At 73.6% G+C, this 15159-nt stretch carries 13 protein-coding genes; 3 read left to right on the top strand and 10 right to left on the bottom strand.

The features are described 5' to 3' along the window. Positions 1 to 69 precede the first annotated feature (69 nt). The 8 genes from ACFV9H_RS30975 to hutU form a co-directional block, all read right to left on the bottom strand. Positions 70 to 1362 carry a hypothetical protein gene (locus ACFV9H_RS30975; RefSeq protein WP_385404677.1) on the bottom strand — a complete coding sequence of 431 codons (1293 nt, stop codon included), beginning with the start codon at positions 1360 to 1362 and terminating at the stop codon, positions 70 to 72. A gap of 14 nt (positions 1363 to 1376) precedes the next feature. Beyond that, a complete protein-coding gene (locus tag ACFV9H_RS30970) occupies positions 1377 to 2504 on the bottom strand; it encodes a hypothetical protein (protein ID WP_385404674.1) in 1128 nt (375 codons plus the stop codon). Then, complete coding sequence (locus ACFV9H_RS30965) at positions 2501 to 3481, bottom strand: hypothetical protein (protein WP_385404671.1); 981 nt, start codon at positions 3479 to 3481, stop codon at positions 2501 to 2503. Before ACFV9H_RS30965 ends, ACFV9H_RS30970 begins: the two co-directional genes overlap by 4 nt. Positions 3482 to 3498: 17 nt before the next feature. Then, entirely contained in the window at positions 3499 to 4179 is a 681-nt protein-coding gene (locus ACFV9H_RS30960) for an LPXTG cell wall anchor domain-containing protein (RefSeq protein ID WP_385404669.1), read from the bottom strand. A 131-nt stretch (positions 4180 to 4310) separates the two neighbouring features. Continuing rightward, positions 4311 to 5489: an imidazolonepropionase gene (gene hutI / locus ACFV9H_RS30955; protein ID WP_385404667.1), complete on the bottom strand. Its 1179-nt coding sequence runs from the start codon at positions 5487 to 5489 to the stop codon at positions 4311 to 4313. A gap of 120 nt (positions 5490 to 5609) precedes the next feature. Beyond that, positions 5610 to 6947, bottom strand: coding sequence for a formimidoylglutamate deiminase (locus ACFV9H_RS30950; RefSeq protein ID WP_385404665.1), 1338 nt, complete (start codon positions 6945 to 6947; stop codon positions 5610 to 5612). Further along, a complete protein-coding gene (locus tag ACFV9H_RS30945; RefSeq protein WP_385404724.1) occupies positions 6944 to 8134 on the bottom strand; it encodes an allantoate amidohydrolase in 1191 nt (396 codons plus the stop codon). The genes ACFV9H_RS30950 and ACFV9H_RS30945 overlap by 4 nt, the downstream gene beginning before the upstream one ends. Positions 8135 to 8157: 23 nt before the next feature. After that, positions 8158 to 9822, bottom strand: a complete 1665-nt coding sequence (gene hutU / locus ACFV9H_RS30940) for a urocanate hydratase (RefSeq protein ID WP_385404663.1) — start codon at positions 9820 to 9822, stop codon at positions 8158 to 8160. Positions 9823 to 9917: 95 nt separating this feature from the next. On the opposite strand from hutU, the gene ACFV9H_RS30935 reads away from it, so the two are divergent. Continuing rightward, positions 9918 to 11240, top strand: coding sequence for a diaminopimelate decarboxylase (locus ACFV9H_RS30935; protein WP_385404662.1), 1323 nt, complete (start codon positions 9918 to 9920; stop codon positions 11238 to 11240). 230 nt (positions 11241 to 11470) lie between these two features. Here the strand turns inward: ACFV9H_RS30935 and ACFV9H_RS30930 are convergent, their stop codons facing one another. After that, positions 11471 to 12058 (bottom strand): TetR family transcriptional regulator, encoded by a 588-nt coding sequence (locus ACFV9H_RS30930; RefSeq protein WP_385404660.1) that lies wholly within the window; start codon positions 12056 to 12058, stop codon positions 11471 to 11473. Positions 12059 to 12164: 106 nt separating this feature from the next. Between ACFV9H_RS30930 and ACFV9H_RS30925 the strand changes: the two genes are divergently transcribed. Then, on the top strand, positions 12165 to 13319 hold the full coding sequence (locus ACFV9H_RS30925; protein WP_385404658.1) for an FAD-dependent oxidoreductase: 1155 nt from the start codon (positions 12165 to 12167) through the stop codon (positions 13317 to 13319). A gap of 4 nt (positions 13320 to 13323) precedes the next feature. Here ACFV9H_RS30925 and ACFV9H_RS30920 read toward each other — a convergent pair whose 3' ends face one another. Continuing rightward, positions 13324 to 14166, bottom strand: coding sequence for a MurR/RpiR family transcriptional regulator (locus ACFV9H_RS30920; RefSeq protein WP_385404655.1), 843 nt, complete (start codon positions 14164 to 14166; stop codon positions 13324 to 13326). 140 nt (positions 14167 to 14306) lie between these two features. Between ACFV9H_RS30920 and ACFV9H_RS30915 the strand changes: the two genes are divergently transcribed. Further along, on the top strand, positions 14307 to 14687 hold the full coding sequence (locus ACFV9H_RS30915; protein WP_385404653.1) for a hypothetical protein: 381 nt from the start codon (positions 14307 to 14309) through the stop codon (positions 14685 to 14687). Positions 14688 to 15159 lie beyond the last annotated feature (472 nt).

The following is a 15159-nucleotide window of genomic DNA, read 5'->3' as shown; positions in this document are numbered from 1 at the left end:
GGCGAACGGCCCGGCACACCGGAAGGTGTGCCGGGCCGTTCCCTTTGCCGTACTACCGGCGCGTGCCGCCTACTGGCGCGTGCCGCGCAGGCGGCGCCACGGGGTGAAGGTGAACACCGCGCCGCCGAGGAGGATCACGGTGCCGGCGACCAGGGCGAGGGCCTTGATGCCGCCCTCGTCCTCGGCACCGGTCTCGGCGAGACCTCCCGAGGTGGTGGTGCTGGTGCTGGTGGTGGAGGAGCCGGAGCCGCCCGGCTGGGCGGTGGTGTCCAGCTCCAGCGAGACGCCGCTGCTGGTCGCCTTGCAGGGGACGTTGATCGGCGTGGCCCCCGGGGCCATCGTGACGTCGATCGTCAGCTGGTCCGGGCTCAGCGTCACCTTGCCGGACTTGCCGGGCTTGTAGGTGCCGGTCATGTCGCTGAGGCTGACCGGGGCCTTGTCCGGGATCGGCTCCGCGTTGGCCGGGCCGGAGACCTTGACCGTGCCGCTGTCCGCGCCGCCGAGCTTGACGTCCATCGAGGGCTTGAGGGCCCCTGCGGGCAGCGCCATGGGCGCGGCCATCGCGCCCTTCGCGGTCTTGACCGTCAGGTCGTAGCTGCCGCCGTTCTTCTTGGCGTTGATCGTGACCGGGGTCTTGATGCCGCCGGGAACGACCGGACCGCAGTCGAAGGCCACCTCGACGGCCTTGCCCGGGAAGTCGGTCTGGCCGCCGTTTCCGGCGGTGGTACCGCCTGAGCTGGTGCCGCCGCCGCTGGTCGTGGTCCCTCCGGTGGTGCCGGCGGTGCCGGTCGTGCCGCCGCTCGTGGTGCCGCCACTGGTCGTGCCGCCGCTCGTGGACCCGGCCGACACGTCGATGGTGGCCCCGACGCCCACGTCACCGGTCGGCGCGCACTTGGTGACGAACGTGCCGAAGGAGAAGGTGACGGCCACGTCGTACTTGCCGGGGGTCAGGGTGATCTTCCCGGCCTTGGTCAGCTTGAGCTTGCCCTTCATCGGCGACATCTGCATGGGCGCCTTCTTGGGGATCGGCGGGTTCTTCTTCTCCCCGACGACCTTGAGCTCGCCCATCCCGCTGCCCAGCGCGATCCAGCCGGTGGGCTGGACCGCGTTCTCCGGGATGTCCATCAGGTCCGTGTTGTTCGAGGCCGGCTTGACGGTCTCCCACACCACGTCGACCTCGTCACCGACCTTCGCGGTGGCCGGGGCCGTGATCTTGGCCGTGGTCTCGCCCTCGACCGGGCCGCCACCGCCGGCCGGCGGAACGCACTTGACCTTGAACGTGGTCTCCGCTGCCTGGGCAGGGGAGGCCGCCATGGCGATACCCGCGCCGCCGAGCAGCAGCGCGACCACTGCCGCGCTCACCCTCCGTTGGGTCTTCACGCTTGTCCCTTCGTCGTCGAACGGTTCTCAGACGGTGCGGACGTCTGTGGTGCTGTCTCCGGCGCGCTGTCCGGGGTGAACCACGGCAGGACCGCCGTGGTGGTCTGGGGGGTTTCCGCGGGCGGGACGGATGCCGCGCGCGCGGATCCTCGTAGCGGCGGGATCCGGGGCAGCCTGGTCGTCACGGCCGAGGGCGACTCGGGGGGCACGCCCCGGTGGCGGCCGCCCGTGGGCGTCTCGCGCGGGCGGACCTTGTCGACGACGGCCATGCCGATACGGAAGACCGCGGCCGGGATCACCAGCAGGAGCAGGCCCCAGAAGAGCAGCACCCCGTACGGGCGGTCCACGCCCCACGGCTGGGTGGCCACGACGGTCTCGCCGTACTTGAGGGAGATGGTGTAGTCCCCGTAGGCGCCGGCCGTGAGGGCCACGTCCAGGGCGATCTCCGCCTTGCCGCCCGGCGGGATGGTCCCCTTCCAGCGGGCCTCCTCCCACAGCGGCGCGAACACGCCGTGGGCGGTGCCGAGTTGGAAGACCGGGTCCTTGACGGGGGCCGAACCGAGGTTGCCGACGGTGACCTTGAACTTCCGGGTGGGCGGGGCGCCGAACCAGGTCAGCACCCCGTCCTCGCCCTCCAGCCGGACCCCGGTCAGCATCGCGAGGCGGGCCGTGCCCGATTCGGCCGGCAGCTCGGCCACCTCGTGGTCGGTGATCTTCAGGGCGGCGGCGACGGTGGACTGGTCGCCGTTGACGGAGGTGACGTTGACGACGCACGGGCAGGGCTTGGGCGGGGCGACCACCGGCAACTGGGCGGTGAAGTGCCCGTCGTCGGCCACGGAGACCGCCGTTCCGTCGGCGTTGGCACAGCTGTTGGTGCCGCCGATCATGTTCTGCCCGCAGACCAGCAGCATCACCAGCGACTTGGGGCGCCAGCCGGTGCCGGTGACGGTGAGCTGGGTTCCCTTCGCGGCCTCCTGGAGCGAGAGCGCCACGCCCGGTTTGACCTCCGCGGCGCTGGTCGGGGCCGCCGGGAGCAACGCGAGGGCGCACGCGGCCAGCGCGCCGGCGAGGAGCGTGCGGAGGGGGCGGAGGGGGCGGATCGTGCCGCCGGCCTTGGCGCTCACCTGGCTGCTCCCGTCAGTTCGTATTCCGGTTCGGGTACGGGCGTCGCCCCGGCGGGAGGGTCCCGTCGGGCGCGCCGGCTGCGTACGAGGTACAGCGCGCTCAGCGTGGTCGCGCCGAGGGCGAGCAGGGCGCCGCCCAGCGGGCCCGCGAGCCGCCAGGGCAGGAACCACGCCGAGGTGGCGGCGGTGGCGCGGGCGCCGCCGGGTGCGGTGACGGTGAGGGTGAGGCGGACCCGGTCGAGGACGGGCGCGCCGGGCCAGGGCTCGGTCAGCTCGACCCGCTGGCCCGGGAGCAGTTCCAGAGGCAGGGTGCGGGCGCCGCGCCCGGGGACATCGCCGAAGCGGCCCTCGGCTCGGATCGACAGCTCGGGGGCGAGGGCCACGTTGCCCCGGTTGACCAGGGTGTACGCGACGACGGTGGCCGCGCCCCTGCCGCGTACGGAGACGTCCTCGACGGTGAGGGCGGCCAGGGTGGGGCCGCCGACCCGCAGGTGGACCCGTACGCCCACCTCGTGGCCTTCCTCGGTGGCGACCACGGCGGCGGGGTGGTCCCCGGGCGGGGACGCGGGCGGCACGGTGACGGTGAACGGGACCACCGCGCGGGTGTGCGGCGGGACCTTCACCGTGGCCGCGGCGCCGAAACTGATCCAGGACCCGGCGCCGGTGGACTCCCGGGCCGGCCGCACCGCGAAGGCGCCGTCCGCGGTGTTGTAGGCGTCGGCCCCGCGCAGGGTGACGGTGCGTTCCCCGTCGGTGGTGTTGGTGATGGCGAGCCGGTCCTCCAGCACGGTGCCGGCGGTGCCCGAGAGGTAGAAGTACGGGCGGCCGCCCCCGGGCCGGACGGCGGCCGTTCCGGCGGCGGGCTCGGCGGTCCAGCCGGGCTCGTCGGCCGCCGCGGGGTGCGCGGGGGTCGCGTACAGCGCGGCGGCCGTGAGCAGCAGGACGCCTGCGCGCTTGAGGGAGTGGAGCACGGGCATGGCCGGGGGCGCTCCGTTCAGGACCGGGCCTGCCGGCCGCGCCGGGTCAGCCAGAGCACACCGACGGCGCCGCTGAGCAGCACGGTGCCGCCGAGGGTGCCCAGCGCGAGGGCGGAGTCGGTGGGTCCGGTCTGCGGGAGGGTCTCGCCGCCGCCGGAACCGCCGGACTGCGTGCCACCGTCCCCGGCTGCCGTGACGTCCAGTTCCAGGGACGGCTTCGGGCTGTTGCCGGGGGTGCAGGTGGTCGTGGTCCCCAGCGCCTTGATGGTCAGGACCCCGGCGGTGAAGGTGACCTTGCCGCTCTTCTTGGGCTTGAAGGTGCCCGAGAGGTCGGTGATCTTGATGGGCGTGTTGGCGGGGACGGCCTCCGGGTTGGACGGTCCGGAGACCGGCACGGAGGCCTTCTCGGCGCCTTCGACGAGGATGACGGCGCTGGGGCTCATCGCGCCCTTGCCGAGCTCGACGGGGCTGGACGAGACGCCCTTCTGGAAGGACATCGTCAGCTTGTACCCGTCCCCCTCCTTCACGGCCTTGATGTCGATGGGCGATACCGCGGACTTGTCCCCGATCGGGGTCTTGCAGTCGTAGGCCACGTCGATGACGGCGGCCTGCGCCGCAGGGGCGGCCAGCAGGACCGCCGATCCGGCTGCCAGCGCGGAGGCCAGCGCGAGCGCGGTGGAGCGTTTCCGGTCGGACACCTTCGTCTTCCCCTCGAACCTCGGGCCACAAGTTACTGACGACACATCAGATTGGTGGCTCAAGGTACGCCCGGGGTCTTGCGGAGGGAAGACAAAGGACGGGCTGGAATTGACCCCTTGTCAGTAACCCGTCAGTGCGCGCGGACACCCTTCTGCCACACGGCGGAAACCAGCGGAACGCCGGGCCGGTAGGCCAGGTGGACATGGCTGGGGGCGTCCAGCAGGGCCAGGTCCGCGCGCGCTCCGGGGGCGATCCTGCCGATGTCGGTACGGCGCAGGGCGCGGGCTCCACCGGCGGTGGCGGACCACAGGGCCTCGTCCGGGGTCATCCGCATGTCGCGCACGGCGAGCGCGATGCAGAACGGCATCGAGCTCGTGTAGGAGGAGCCCGGGTTGCAGTCCGTGGACAGGGCGACGGTCGCACCCGCGTCGATCAGGCGCCGGGCGTCGGGCCACTGGGCACGGGTGGAGAACTCCGCGCCGGGCAGCAGGGTGGCGACGGTGGTGTCCGCGGCCTGGGCGAGCGCGTCCACGTCGGCGTCGGTGAGGTGGGTGCAGTGGTCGGCGGAGGCCGCTTCGAGCTCGACGGCGAGCTGGACGCCGGGGCCGTGGGAGAGCTGGTTGGCGTGGACGCGCGGGATCAGGCCGGCGGCGGCGCCCGCGGTGAGGATCGCGCGGGCCTGCTCCCCGTCGAAGGCGCCCTTCTCGCAGAAGACGTCCACCCAGCGGGCGTACGGGGCACAGGCCTCCAGCATGTCGCCGGTGACGAGGTCCACGTAGCCGGCGGGGTCGTCGGCGTAGTCCGGGGACACGATGTGCGCGCCGAGGTAGGTGACCTCCTCGGTGTGCGCGGCGGCGATCCGCAGGGCGCGGGCCTCGTCGGCGACGGTGAGTCCGTAGCCGGACTTGGTCTCGAAGGTGGTGGTGCCCTGGCGACGGGCCTCGTCGAGGTGGCGCAGCAGGTTGGCCTCGAGCTCGGCGTCGGTGGCGGCGCGGGTGGCGGCGACGGTGGTGCGGATGCCACCGGCGGCGTAGCTGCTGCCGGACATGCGGGCGTTGAACTCGGCGGTGCGGTCGCCGGCGAAGACGAGGTGCGAGTGGGAGTCGACGAAGCCGGGGATCACGGCGCGGCCGTTGGCGTTGAACGCCCTGTCCGCGGCGGGGGCCTCGTCGGCGGGGCCGACCCAGGCGATGCGGTCTCCGTCGATGACGACCGCTGCGTTCTGGAAGATGCCGAGGGGGGTTCCGTCGCCTTGGGCGGGGTCGTTGGTGACGAGGCTGCCGATGTTGGTGATGGCGGTGGTGGTCATGGTTCCTCGGGGTGGTCGAGTGGTTTGTTTCCCCCACCCCGCCCTTTCTCCGTTTCCGGGGCGGAGTCCCCGGTTTCGGGAAGGGGCGGGGTGGGGGAAGGCCCGCCGCAGGCGTGCCCGTCAGGAGCGGAGGGCGGCGATGGACTCGGACAGGGCGGACGGGACATCCGGGACCAGGGTGTGGGTGCCGTCGCGGACGATGTGGCGGCCCCCGACCACCGTGTGCCGGACATCGGCGGCCGTCGCCGCGAACACGGCGGTCTCCGCACCGAGGCGGGGTACCGGACCGGCCGTGCGTACGGAGTCCAGCGCGATCGTCGCGAAGTCCGCCGGCGCGCCCACCGCCATGGTGCCCGCATCCGGCCGCCCCAGCGCCGCGTGCCCGTCGGCCGTGGCCGCCCGCAGCAGCGCCGCCGCCGTCCAGTGGCCGCGCGTACGGCTCGCCAGCCGCTCGTTGAGTTCCATCGCCCGGGCCTCTTCCAGCAGGTCGATCACCGCATGGCTGTCGCTGCCGAGCGAGAGCGGGCTGCCCGCCCGCTGGAGGCGCACCGCCGGGCCGATGCCGTCCGCGAGGTCGCGTTCGGTGGTGGGGCACATGCAGGTGCCGGTGGTGGTGCCGCCGAGGAGGGCGATGTCCGCGTCGGTGAGGTGCGTGTTGTGGACGCCCGTGGTGCGCGGGCCCAGCACGCCGTGGTCGGCGAGGAGCTGGGTCGGGGTGCGGCCGTGCGCGGCCTGGCAGGCGTCGTTCTCCGCGGTCTGCTCGGAGAGGTGCACGTGCAGCGGCACCCCGCGCTCCTGCGCCCACGCGGCGACCGTGGCCAACTGCCCCGCCGGGACGGCGCGGACCGAGTGGATCGCGGCGCCGATCAGGGCGTGGTCACGCCCCTTGAGGGCGGAGACCCTCTCCGCCCAGGCGTCGGCGGTGCCGTCGGAGAAGCGCAGCTGGTGCTGGTTCGGGGCCTCGCCGAAGCCCGCCGAGAGGTAGGCGGTGTCGAGGAGGGTGATCCGGACGCCGGCCTCGGCCGCGGCCTCGATCAGGGCCTCGCCCATGGCGTTCGGGTCGGCGTACGGGACGCCGCCCGGCGCGTGGTGGACGTAGTGGAACTCGCCGACGTTGGTGATGCCGGCCAGCGCCATCTCCGCGTACACGGCGCGGGCGAGCGCGAAGTACGTGTCGGGGGTGAGGTTCTGGGCGACCTTGTACATGAAGTCGCGCCAGGTCCAGAAGGTGCCCGAACCGACCTGTACGAGGGAGCGCAGCGCCCGGTGGAAGGCGTGGGAGTGCGCGTTGGCCAGGCCCGGGATGGTCAGGCCGCGCAGCACCTCGGCGCCGGGGGGCGGGGCCTCGACCCCGGTCCGCACCGAGGCGATCCGCCCGTCGGCGGACACATCGAGGGCCACGCCCGGCTCGACATGGGTGTCGAGCCAGGCGTGCTCCAGCCAGTACGTCGTCGTCACCGGCACGCGAGTCCTTCCAGTACGTCGGCGAGGGCGAGGACGCCTGCCACGCAGTCGTCCTCTGCGGCGAACTCCCGCGGGGAGTGGGAGACGCCGGTCGGGTTCCGTACGAACAGCATCGCGGTCGGGACGGCGGCGGAGAGGATTCCGGCGTCGTGTCCCGCGCCCGTGCCGAGGACGGGGACGGCCCCGCCCAGGATGCGGTTCATCTCGTCGCGCAGGGCGTGCTCGAACTCGACGACCGGGGTGAAGGACTCCCGGACGACGGCGAGGTCGATGCCGTCCTGGTCGGCGCGCTCGCGGGCGGCCTTCTCGATGGCGGTGACCACCGTGTCGAGGGTCGCCTGGTCGGCGGCGCGCGAGTCGAGCCAGCCGCGCACCAGGGACGGGATGGCGTTGACCCCGTTGGGCTCGACCGCGATCTTGCCGAAGGTGGCGACGGCCCCGGCGAGGGCCGCCTCCTGGCGGGCGGCCAGTACGGTCGCCGCGTACGTGAGCATCGGGTCTCGGCGGTCGACCAGGCGGGTGGTGCCCGCGTGGTTGGCCTCGCCGTGGAAGTCGAAGCGCCAGCGGCCGTGCGGCCAGATCGCGGAGGCGATGCCGACGGAGTCTCCCGACAGGTCGAGGGCGCGGCCCTGTTCCACGTGGAGCTCGACGAACGCGCCGATGCGGGCCAGGCGTTCGGGGTCGGCCCCGATGGCGTCGGGGTCGTACCCGGCGGCCTCCATGGCCTGCGGGAGGGAGATCCCGTCGGCGTCGCGGAGCTCGTACGCCTTCTCCTTGGTCAGCTGCCCGGCGGCGAGCCGGGAGCCGACGCAGGCGAGCCCGAAGCGGGCGCCTTCCTCGTCGCCGAAGTTGGTGATGGCCAGGGGCCTGGCGAACTCCGCGCCCCTCCTGCGGAGTTCGTCCAGGGCCGCGAAGGAGGACACCACCCCGAGGGGGCCGTCGAAGGCCCCGCCGTCGGGTACGGAGTCCAGGTGCGAGCCGGTGACCACGGCGTCCCCCGCGAGGGGGTCGCCGAGCCACGCCCACTGGTTGCCGTTGCGGTCGGTCTCGTACGTCAGCCCGCGGGCCTCGGCCTGCGCCTGGAACCAGGTCCGGCAGTCGGCGTCGGCGCCGGTCCACGCGTAGCGGCGGTAGCCCCCGGAGTCGGCGTGGCGGCCGATGTGCGCGAGCTCGGCCCACATGCCGTGGAACGATGCGGCGTCGCTCACGCGTCGTCGCCCTCGCGCATGGGGACGCGGACGCCGCGCTCGTCCGCGACGGACTCCGCGATGTCGTAGCCGGCGTCGACGTGGCGGATGACGCCCATGCCCGGGTCGTTGGTGAGGACGCGGCGGATCTTCTCGCCGGCCAGCGGGGTGCCGTCGGCGACCGTGACCTGGCCCGCGTGGATGGAGCGGCCCATGCCGACGCCGCCGCCGTGGTGGATGGAGACCCAGGAGGCGCCGGAGGCCACGTTGACCATGGCGTTGAGCAGCGGCCAGTCGGCGATGGCGTCGGAGCCGTCCAGCATGGCCTCGGTCTCGCGGTACGGGGAGGCCACCGAGCCGCAGTCGAGGTGGTCGCGGCCGATGGCCAGCGGGGCGGCGAGGGTGCCGTCGGCGACCATGTCGTTGAAGCGCTCGCCGGCCTTGTCGCGCTCGCCGTAGCCGAGCCAGCAGATGCGGGCGGGCAGGCCCTGGAAGTGGACGCGCTCGCCGGCCATCTTGATCCAGCGGTGCAGGGACTCGTTCTCCGGGAAGAGCTCCAGCATCGCCTTGTCGGTCTTGTGGATGTCCGAGGCCTCGCCGGACAGCGCGGCCCAGCGGAAGGGGCCCTTGCCCTCGCAGAACAGCGGCCGGATGTAGGCGGGGACGAAGCCGGGGAAGGCGAAGGCGCGGTCGTAGCCGGCCAGCTGGGCCTCGCCGCGGATGGAGTTGCCGTAGTCGAAGACCTCGGCGCCGGCGTCCATGAAGCCGACCATGGCCTCGACGTGCTTGGCCATGGACTCGCGGGCCCGCGTGGTGAAGCCGGCCGGGTCCTTGGCGGCGTACGAGGCCATGTCGTCGAAGTCGACGCCGACGGGGAGGTAGGCGAGCGGGTCGTGGGCGGAGGTCTGGTCCGTCACGATGTCGATCGGGGCGCCTTCGGCCAGCATCTGCGGGAGCAGCTCCGCGGCGTTGCCGAGCAGGCCGATGGAGAGCGGCTTGCGGGCGTCGCGGGCCTCGACGGCCAGCTGGAGGGCGTGGCGCAGGTTGTCGGCCTTGACGTCCAGGTAGCGGTGCTCGATGCGGCGCTCGATGGCGCGCGGGTCGACGTCGATGCAGATCGCGACGCCGTCGTTCATCGTCACGGCCAGCGGCTGGGCGCCGCCCATGCCGCCGAGGCCGGCGGTGAGGGTGATGGTGCCCGCGAGGGTGCCGCCGAACTTCTTGGCGGCGACGGCGGCGAAGGTCTCGTACGTGCCCTGGAGGATGCCCTGGGTGCCGATGTAGATCCACGAACCGGCGGTCATCTGGCCGTACATGGTCAGGCCGAGGTGCTCCAGGCGGCGGAACTCCTCCCAGTTGGCCCAGTCGCCCACCAGGTTGGAGTTGGCGAGCAGGACGCGCGGGGCCCACTCGTGGGTCTGCATCACGCCGACCGGGCGGCCGGACTGGACGAGCATCGTCTCGTCCTGCTTGAGCGTCCGGAGGGTGCGGACCATGGCGTCGTACGAGCGCCAGTCGCGGGCGGCCTTGCCGGTGCCGCCGTAGACGACGAGCTTGTCGGGGTGCTCGGCGACCTCGGGGTCGAGGTTGTTCTGGAGCATCCGCAGCGCGGCCTCCTGCTGCCATCCCAGGGCGCTGAGCTCGGTACCTCGCGCGGCACGTACGGGGCGGGGTCCTGACATGGCGTTGCCTCCTCCGATGTTGGTCAATCCATTCACATCCTGACCCCCTGAATAGATTCAGTCAACAGCTGCGGGCCGCTCCTTCGGATGATGGGATGGCGGACATGGACAGGGATCCGGTCGTACGAGCCGCCGTCGAACAGGGCCTACTGGACTCCGAGCCGCTGGCCTGCCTGCTGGACATCGCCGGCATCCGGGCCTCCGCCGCCGCCCTGACCGGCGCCTTCGCCGCCGCGGTGGCGCCCGGGACCCCCGTCCTGCACGCCTTCGCCGTCAAGGCCGCCCCGCTCGTGCCCGTACTGCGGCTGCTCGCCGACGCCGGGCTCGGCTGCGAGGTCGCCGGCCCGGGCGAGCTCGCACTGGCCCGGGCGGCCGGGCTGCCGGCCGAGCGGATCGTGCTGGACTCCCCCGCCAAGACCGGGGGCGAACTGCGCGAGGCCCTGGCGCTGGGCATCGCCGTCAACGCCGACAACAGGCAGGAGCTGCAGCGCCTCGACGCGCTCGTCGGCGCCGGCCCCACCCCGCCCTCCTCCCCGATCGGCGTGCGGATCAACCCGCAGACCGGCGCGGGCACCATCGGCGCGCTGTCCACGGCCACGGCCACCTCGAAGTTCGGCATCGCCCTGCGCGATCCGGGCGCGCGCGAGTGGCTCGTACGGGCCTTCGTGGACCGGCCCTGGCTGACCCGGCTGCACACCCACTCCGGCTCGCAGGGCGTCCCGCTGGCCCTGATCGCCGAGGGGGTACGGGAACTGCACGCGCTGGCCGAGGAGATCAACGCGGCGGCCGGGCGCCGGCAGGTCGACACCCTCGACATCGGCGGGGGCCTGCCGGTGAACTTCTCCTCGGACGACGCGGTCCCGACGTACGAGGAGTACGTGACCGCCCTGCGCGAGGCGGCCCCCGCGCTCTTCGACGGCTCGTACGGGCTCGTCACGGAGTTCGGGCGGTCCCTGCTGGCCAAGAACGGCCTGGTCCTGGCCCGGGTCGAGTACACCAAGACCAGCGGGGGCCGCGCGATCGCCCTCACCCACGCGGGGGTCCAGCTCGCGACCCGTACCGCCTACGCGCCGGCGTCCTGGCCGGTGCGGATCCTGCCGTACGACGCGAAGGGCACGCCGAAGACCGGGGCCCCGGTGGCACAGGACATCGCGGGACCGGCCTGCTTCGCGGGGGACCTCCTGGCGGCGGGGCGTTCGCTGCCGGCGCTGGCCGCGGGCGACGTGATCGGGGTGCCGGACACGGGGGCGTACTTCTTCACCGCGCACTACGGGTACAACAGCCTGCCGCGGCCGGCGGTGCACGGCTTCGCGCTCACCCCGTCCGGGGAGGTCCGCTTCACCCTGGTCCGCCCGGCGCAGGGCCTCGCGGAGATCGTCGCCGAGGCGGGTGCCGCACAGCGCGACGCGCTCCTCTAGTGCTGTGACCGGAAAGGTTTGCCGGGGCGCGGTGTTCGGTGCGGTGCATCGCAAGGCGGAGGGCCGCGGCTCGTACTGGACGTACTTGCGCGGTCCGACAACGCGGCGAGGTGCCGTGCCGAGCGCCGTGACCCGGTGAACCTTTCCGGTCACAGCACTAGGCCGCTGCGGGGCGGACCGTGCCCGGGCGCGGCGCCGTTGCGGGGGCTCCGCCCCCGAGCCCCCGCGCCTCAAACGCCGGCGGGGCTGGAATTGCCCTGCGGGGTCGACAGGGTGGCCGCCAAGGCCGGGGCCAGGCCCGCCACGACCTCGGCAGGGGTCAGCGACACGACCCCCGGCAGGCGCAGCAGATACCGGGTCAGGGCCAGGCCCAGGAGCTGGGCGGACACCAGGCCCGCCACCCGCCCGGCCCGCTCCGGGCCGAGGGCGGCCGCCAGCGTAGGGCTCACCTGCGCCGTGAACACCTCCCGCATCCGCGCCGCCGCCTGCTCGTTCGTCACCGCGGAGCGCAACAGCACCAGCAGCGCGTCGTCCGCCGGATCGCCCTCCCAGCGCTCCACGAAATGCCGCACGAGGGCCGCGGGCAGCTCCTCCACCGGCACGCCGCCCAGATCCGGCAGCCGCAGGTCGATGGCCAGGGTCGCGCCGAAGAGCTGCTCCTTGCTGCCGAAGTACCGCATGACCATCGACGGGTCGATCTCCGCGTCGGCGGCGATGGCGCGGATGGTGGTGCGCTCGTAGCCCTGCACCGCGAACCGCTCGCGCGCGGCCCGCAGGATCGCCGCCTTGGTCCGGTCGGAGGTGCGTCGTACCGTCATGCCAACAACCGTAGGCCAACAACTGTTGACACACCAGACCGACAGGAGCATCCTCATGTCAACAACCGTTGGCCAACGAGCGTTGGCCCGCCGGAGGAGGCCCGCCATGACCAGCACCGCCGCACTCCCGCTCCCCGCCACCACCGACGTCGCCATCGTCGGCGCCGGCCCCACCGGCCTCTCCCTCGCCGTGACCCTGGCGGAGGCCGGCATCGACTTCGTGCTGCTCGACCGGCTGGCCGAGGGCGCCAACACGTCCCGCGCCGCCGTCGTGCACGCCCGCACCCTGGAGGTGCTCGACGAGATCGACCCCTCCCGCGCCCTCTCCGCCGAGCTGATCGACCGCGGCACCCCCATCGGCACCTTCCGGGTCCGCGAGGGCGCCCGCTCGCTCGCCACGGTCCGCTTCGACGACCTGCCGACCGCCCACCCGTACGCGCTGATGGTTCCCCAGGACCAGACCGAGGCCGTGCTCCTCGCCCGCCTGCGCGCCCTCGGCGCCGACGTCCACCGCCCGTACGAGGTCACCGCGATCACCCAGGACCCGGACGGGGTCACCCTCACCACCGCCACCGGCGAGACCCTGCGCGCCGCCCACGCCGTCGGCGCCGACGGGATGCACAGCGCGGTCCGCGCGGCCGCCGGGATCGGCTTCACCGGCTCCGCCTACGAGGAGTCCTTCGTCCTGGCCGACATCGCCATGGACTGGGCGCCCGGCGCCCGCGAGGTCTCCCTCACCCTCGGCGCCACCGGGCTCACCGTGGTCGCCCCGCTGCCCGGCGGGCGCCACCGGCTGGTCGCGAGCGTCGCCGAGGCCCCCGCCGAGCCGGACCTCGCCTTCGTGCAGGGGCTGTTGGACGAGCGCGCGCCCGGCCAGGCCACCGTCCGCTCGCTCGCCTGGTCCTCCCGGTTCCGGATCCACCACCGGGTCGCCGACCGCTACCGGGCCGGCCGGCTGCTGCTCGCCGGGGACGCCGCCCACGTGCACAGCCCGGCCGGCGGCCAGGGCATGAACACCGGCATCCAGGACGGGTACGCGCTGGGTCGTGCCTTCGCGGACAAGGACCTGGACGGCTACGAGGCCCGCCGGCGGCCCGTCGCCCTGCGGGTGGTGGCCCTCACCGACCGGATGACCCGGGTCGCGACCACCCGCAATCCTGTCCTGCGCGCCGTGCGCAACACCCTGCTCCCCGTCCTGTCCCGCATCCCGGCACTGCGGCGCCGCCTGGCCACCGAGCTCGCCGAGCTCAACTACCGCTGAGGACTCAGTCCACGAACAGCCCGCGCGCCGCGGCCCGCGCGTCGAAGGCCTCCAGCCGCGCCTGCGCGTCGGGCAGCGCGTCCGCCATCGCCTCCAGCAGCACCCGGCCCAGCAGCATCGGCGCGCACGCCGTGTCGAAGGCCAGACCGGTGCCGACCGGGGCCGGGATCAGCAGGTCCGAGTGACGGGCCACCGGGGCGAAGGCCGAGTCGGCGACGGTCACCACGGTCAGGCCCGCCCGCCGGGAACGCTCCAGCGTCTCCACGACCTCCCGGGGATGCCGGGGCAGCGCGAAGCAGAGCAGCGTGCTCGCACCGGCGGCGACGGCCGCGTCGATGCGGTCGTCCATCATCGAGCCGCCCTCGTCGAGGAGCCGTACGTCCGGGTGCACCTTGGCGGCGAAGTACGCGAACCCCCGCGCCTGCGAGGACGCCGCGCGCAGCCCGAGCACCGGCAGCGGGGTCGAGGCGGCGAGCAGCCGGCCGGCCTCCTGGACGGGCGAGGGATCGGCGAGCATCGCGGACAGCTGCCGCAGGTTCTCGATCTCCCCCTGGACGGCCTGCTGGTACTCGTTGTACGCGTCCTCGTGCGCGGCCTCGGTCCGCTCGGCGGGCGCCACCTCGCGCAGGTGTCGGCGGAGTGCGGGATACCCGTCGAAGCCCAGCGCCACCGCGAACCGGGTCACGGACGGCTGGCTCACCCCGGCCAGCTCGGCGAGCTCCACGCTCGACAGGAAGGGCACCTCCGCGGCCCCGCGCACCATGCAGTGCGCGATCCGCCGCTGGGTCGGCGTCAGCCGGTGCCCCTCGAACAGCTTCTGCAGCCGCGCTGCCGGGCTGTCACTCATGCCGCCCCCTCCGTCCCGGTGAGATATTCAGTCACGGAGCACTCTGCATGCGGTTATGCACGCGGGCAAGCCGTGCCCGCTATCCGGATACGGGGGCTAGCCCCAGTGCGGGGGCCTCCGGCGGTTCCTAGCGTGGGGGGATGGACTCGCACGCCCACACCCATGAGCTGAAGAAGGAACTCGACGCCACCCTGGACGCCCGGCGGGAGCTGGGTCAGGAGTACGAGGCCGCGCTGGTGGACTCGTTCGTCGAGAAGGTCGACACGCAGGTCCGGCGCCGGCTCGCGGAGGAACGCCTGTCCGCGGCCCGTGGCTCCGCCGGTCCCGCCGTGGCGGACGGGAACTTCGGCGAACGCTTCGGCTTCGCCATCATCACGCTGGTGCTGGCGATCCCGCTCTCGGCGATTGCTGCTGCGCAGGCTCAGCTGGCGGGGCTGGTGGTGGCCTGGGCCGGGATCGTGGGCGTGAACTTCATCCACGCCCATCGCCTCCGGCGCGGGGACCGGGACACCTCGGCCTGATCCGTCCCGCTGCCGCGTGCGGCGCCGTTGCGGGGGCGCTGCCCCCGAGCCCCCGCGCCTCAAACGCCGGCGGTGGGGCTGAAATCGCCCAGCAAAAGAGATGGGCGGGGACCGCCGCACCCCGGTTGCCCGGGGGCGGGACGACGGCGGTCCCCGCGAAGGACACGGGCCGGGTCAGGGCCGTTCCGCGTCCGTGGCGTCCACGCGGTCCGGGAGCCGCTCCGGGGGTGCGTTGGCGCCGTTCGGTGGTGTCGGCCGGGTTCTCCTGCCGACAACCACCACTGTGCCGGAGCCGTGTTAAGCCGGTGCTGCCGTCACGTGTCGGGCCCGTACCGTTTGCGCGACTTCCCCGCCGAACGCCTGCCGAAGCCGGGGACGGGTGTGTGCCGGGGCGTCCCCGCAGGGCGCCGAACACCACCGCCCTCGGCCCTCCGACCCCTGGAAACGTTCGGCGCCCGAGGAGACGCCCCGG

It is taken from the genome of Streptomyces sp. NPDC059874, from assembly GCF_042731135.1.
Lineage (GTDB): Bacteria > Actinomycetota > Actinomycetes > Streptomycetales > Streptomycetaceae > Streptomyces.
This window is presented reverse-complemented; position numbering and strand designations above follow the sequence as displayed.

Bases quoted from the DNA above. Each gene is read 5' to 3' on its own strand.
- ACFV9H_RS30965 (WP_385404671.1), bottom strand. From the start codon at position 3,481: ATGCCCGTGCTCCACTCCCTCAAGCGCGCAGGCGTCCTGCTGCTCACG.
- hutI (WP_385404667.1), bottom strand. From the start codon at position 5,489: ATGACCACCACCGCCATCACCAACATCGGCAGCCTCGTCACCAACGAC.
- ACFV9H_RS30945 (WP_385404724.1), bottom strand. From the start codon at position 8,134: ATGTGGGCCGAGCTCGCGCACATCGGCCGCCACGCCGACTCCGGGGGC.
- hutU (WP_385404663.1), bottom strand. From the start codon at position 9,822: ATGTCAGGACCCCGCCCCGTACGTGCCGCGCGAGGTACCGAGCTCAGC.
- ACFV9H_RS30935 (WP_385404662.1), top strand. From the start codon at position 9,918: ATGGCGGACATGGACAGGGATCCGGTCGTACGAGCCGCCGTCGAACAG.
- ACFV9H_RS30930 (WP_385404660.1), bottom strand. From the start codon at position 12,058: ATGACGGTACGACGCACCTCCGACCGGACCAAGGCGGCGATCCTGCGG.
- ACFV9H_RS30925 (WP_385404658.1), top strand. From the start codon at position 12,165: ATGACCAGCACCGCCGCACTCCCGCTCCCCGCCACCACCGACGTCGCC.
- ACFV9H_RS30920 (WP_385404655.1), bottom strand. From the start codon at position 14,166: ATGAGTGACAGCCCGGCAGCGCGGCTGCAGAAGCTGTTCGAGGGGCAC.
- ACFV9H_RS30915 (WP_385404653.1), top strand. From the start codon at position 14,307: ATGGACTCGCACGCCCACACCCATGAGCTGAAGAAGGAACTCGACGCC.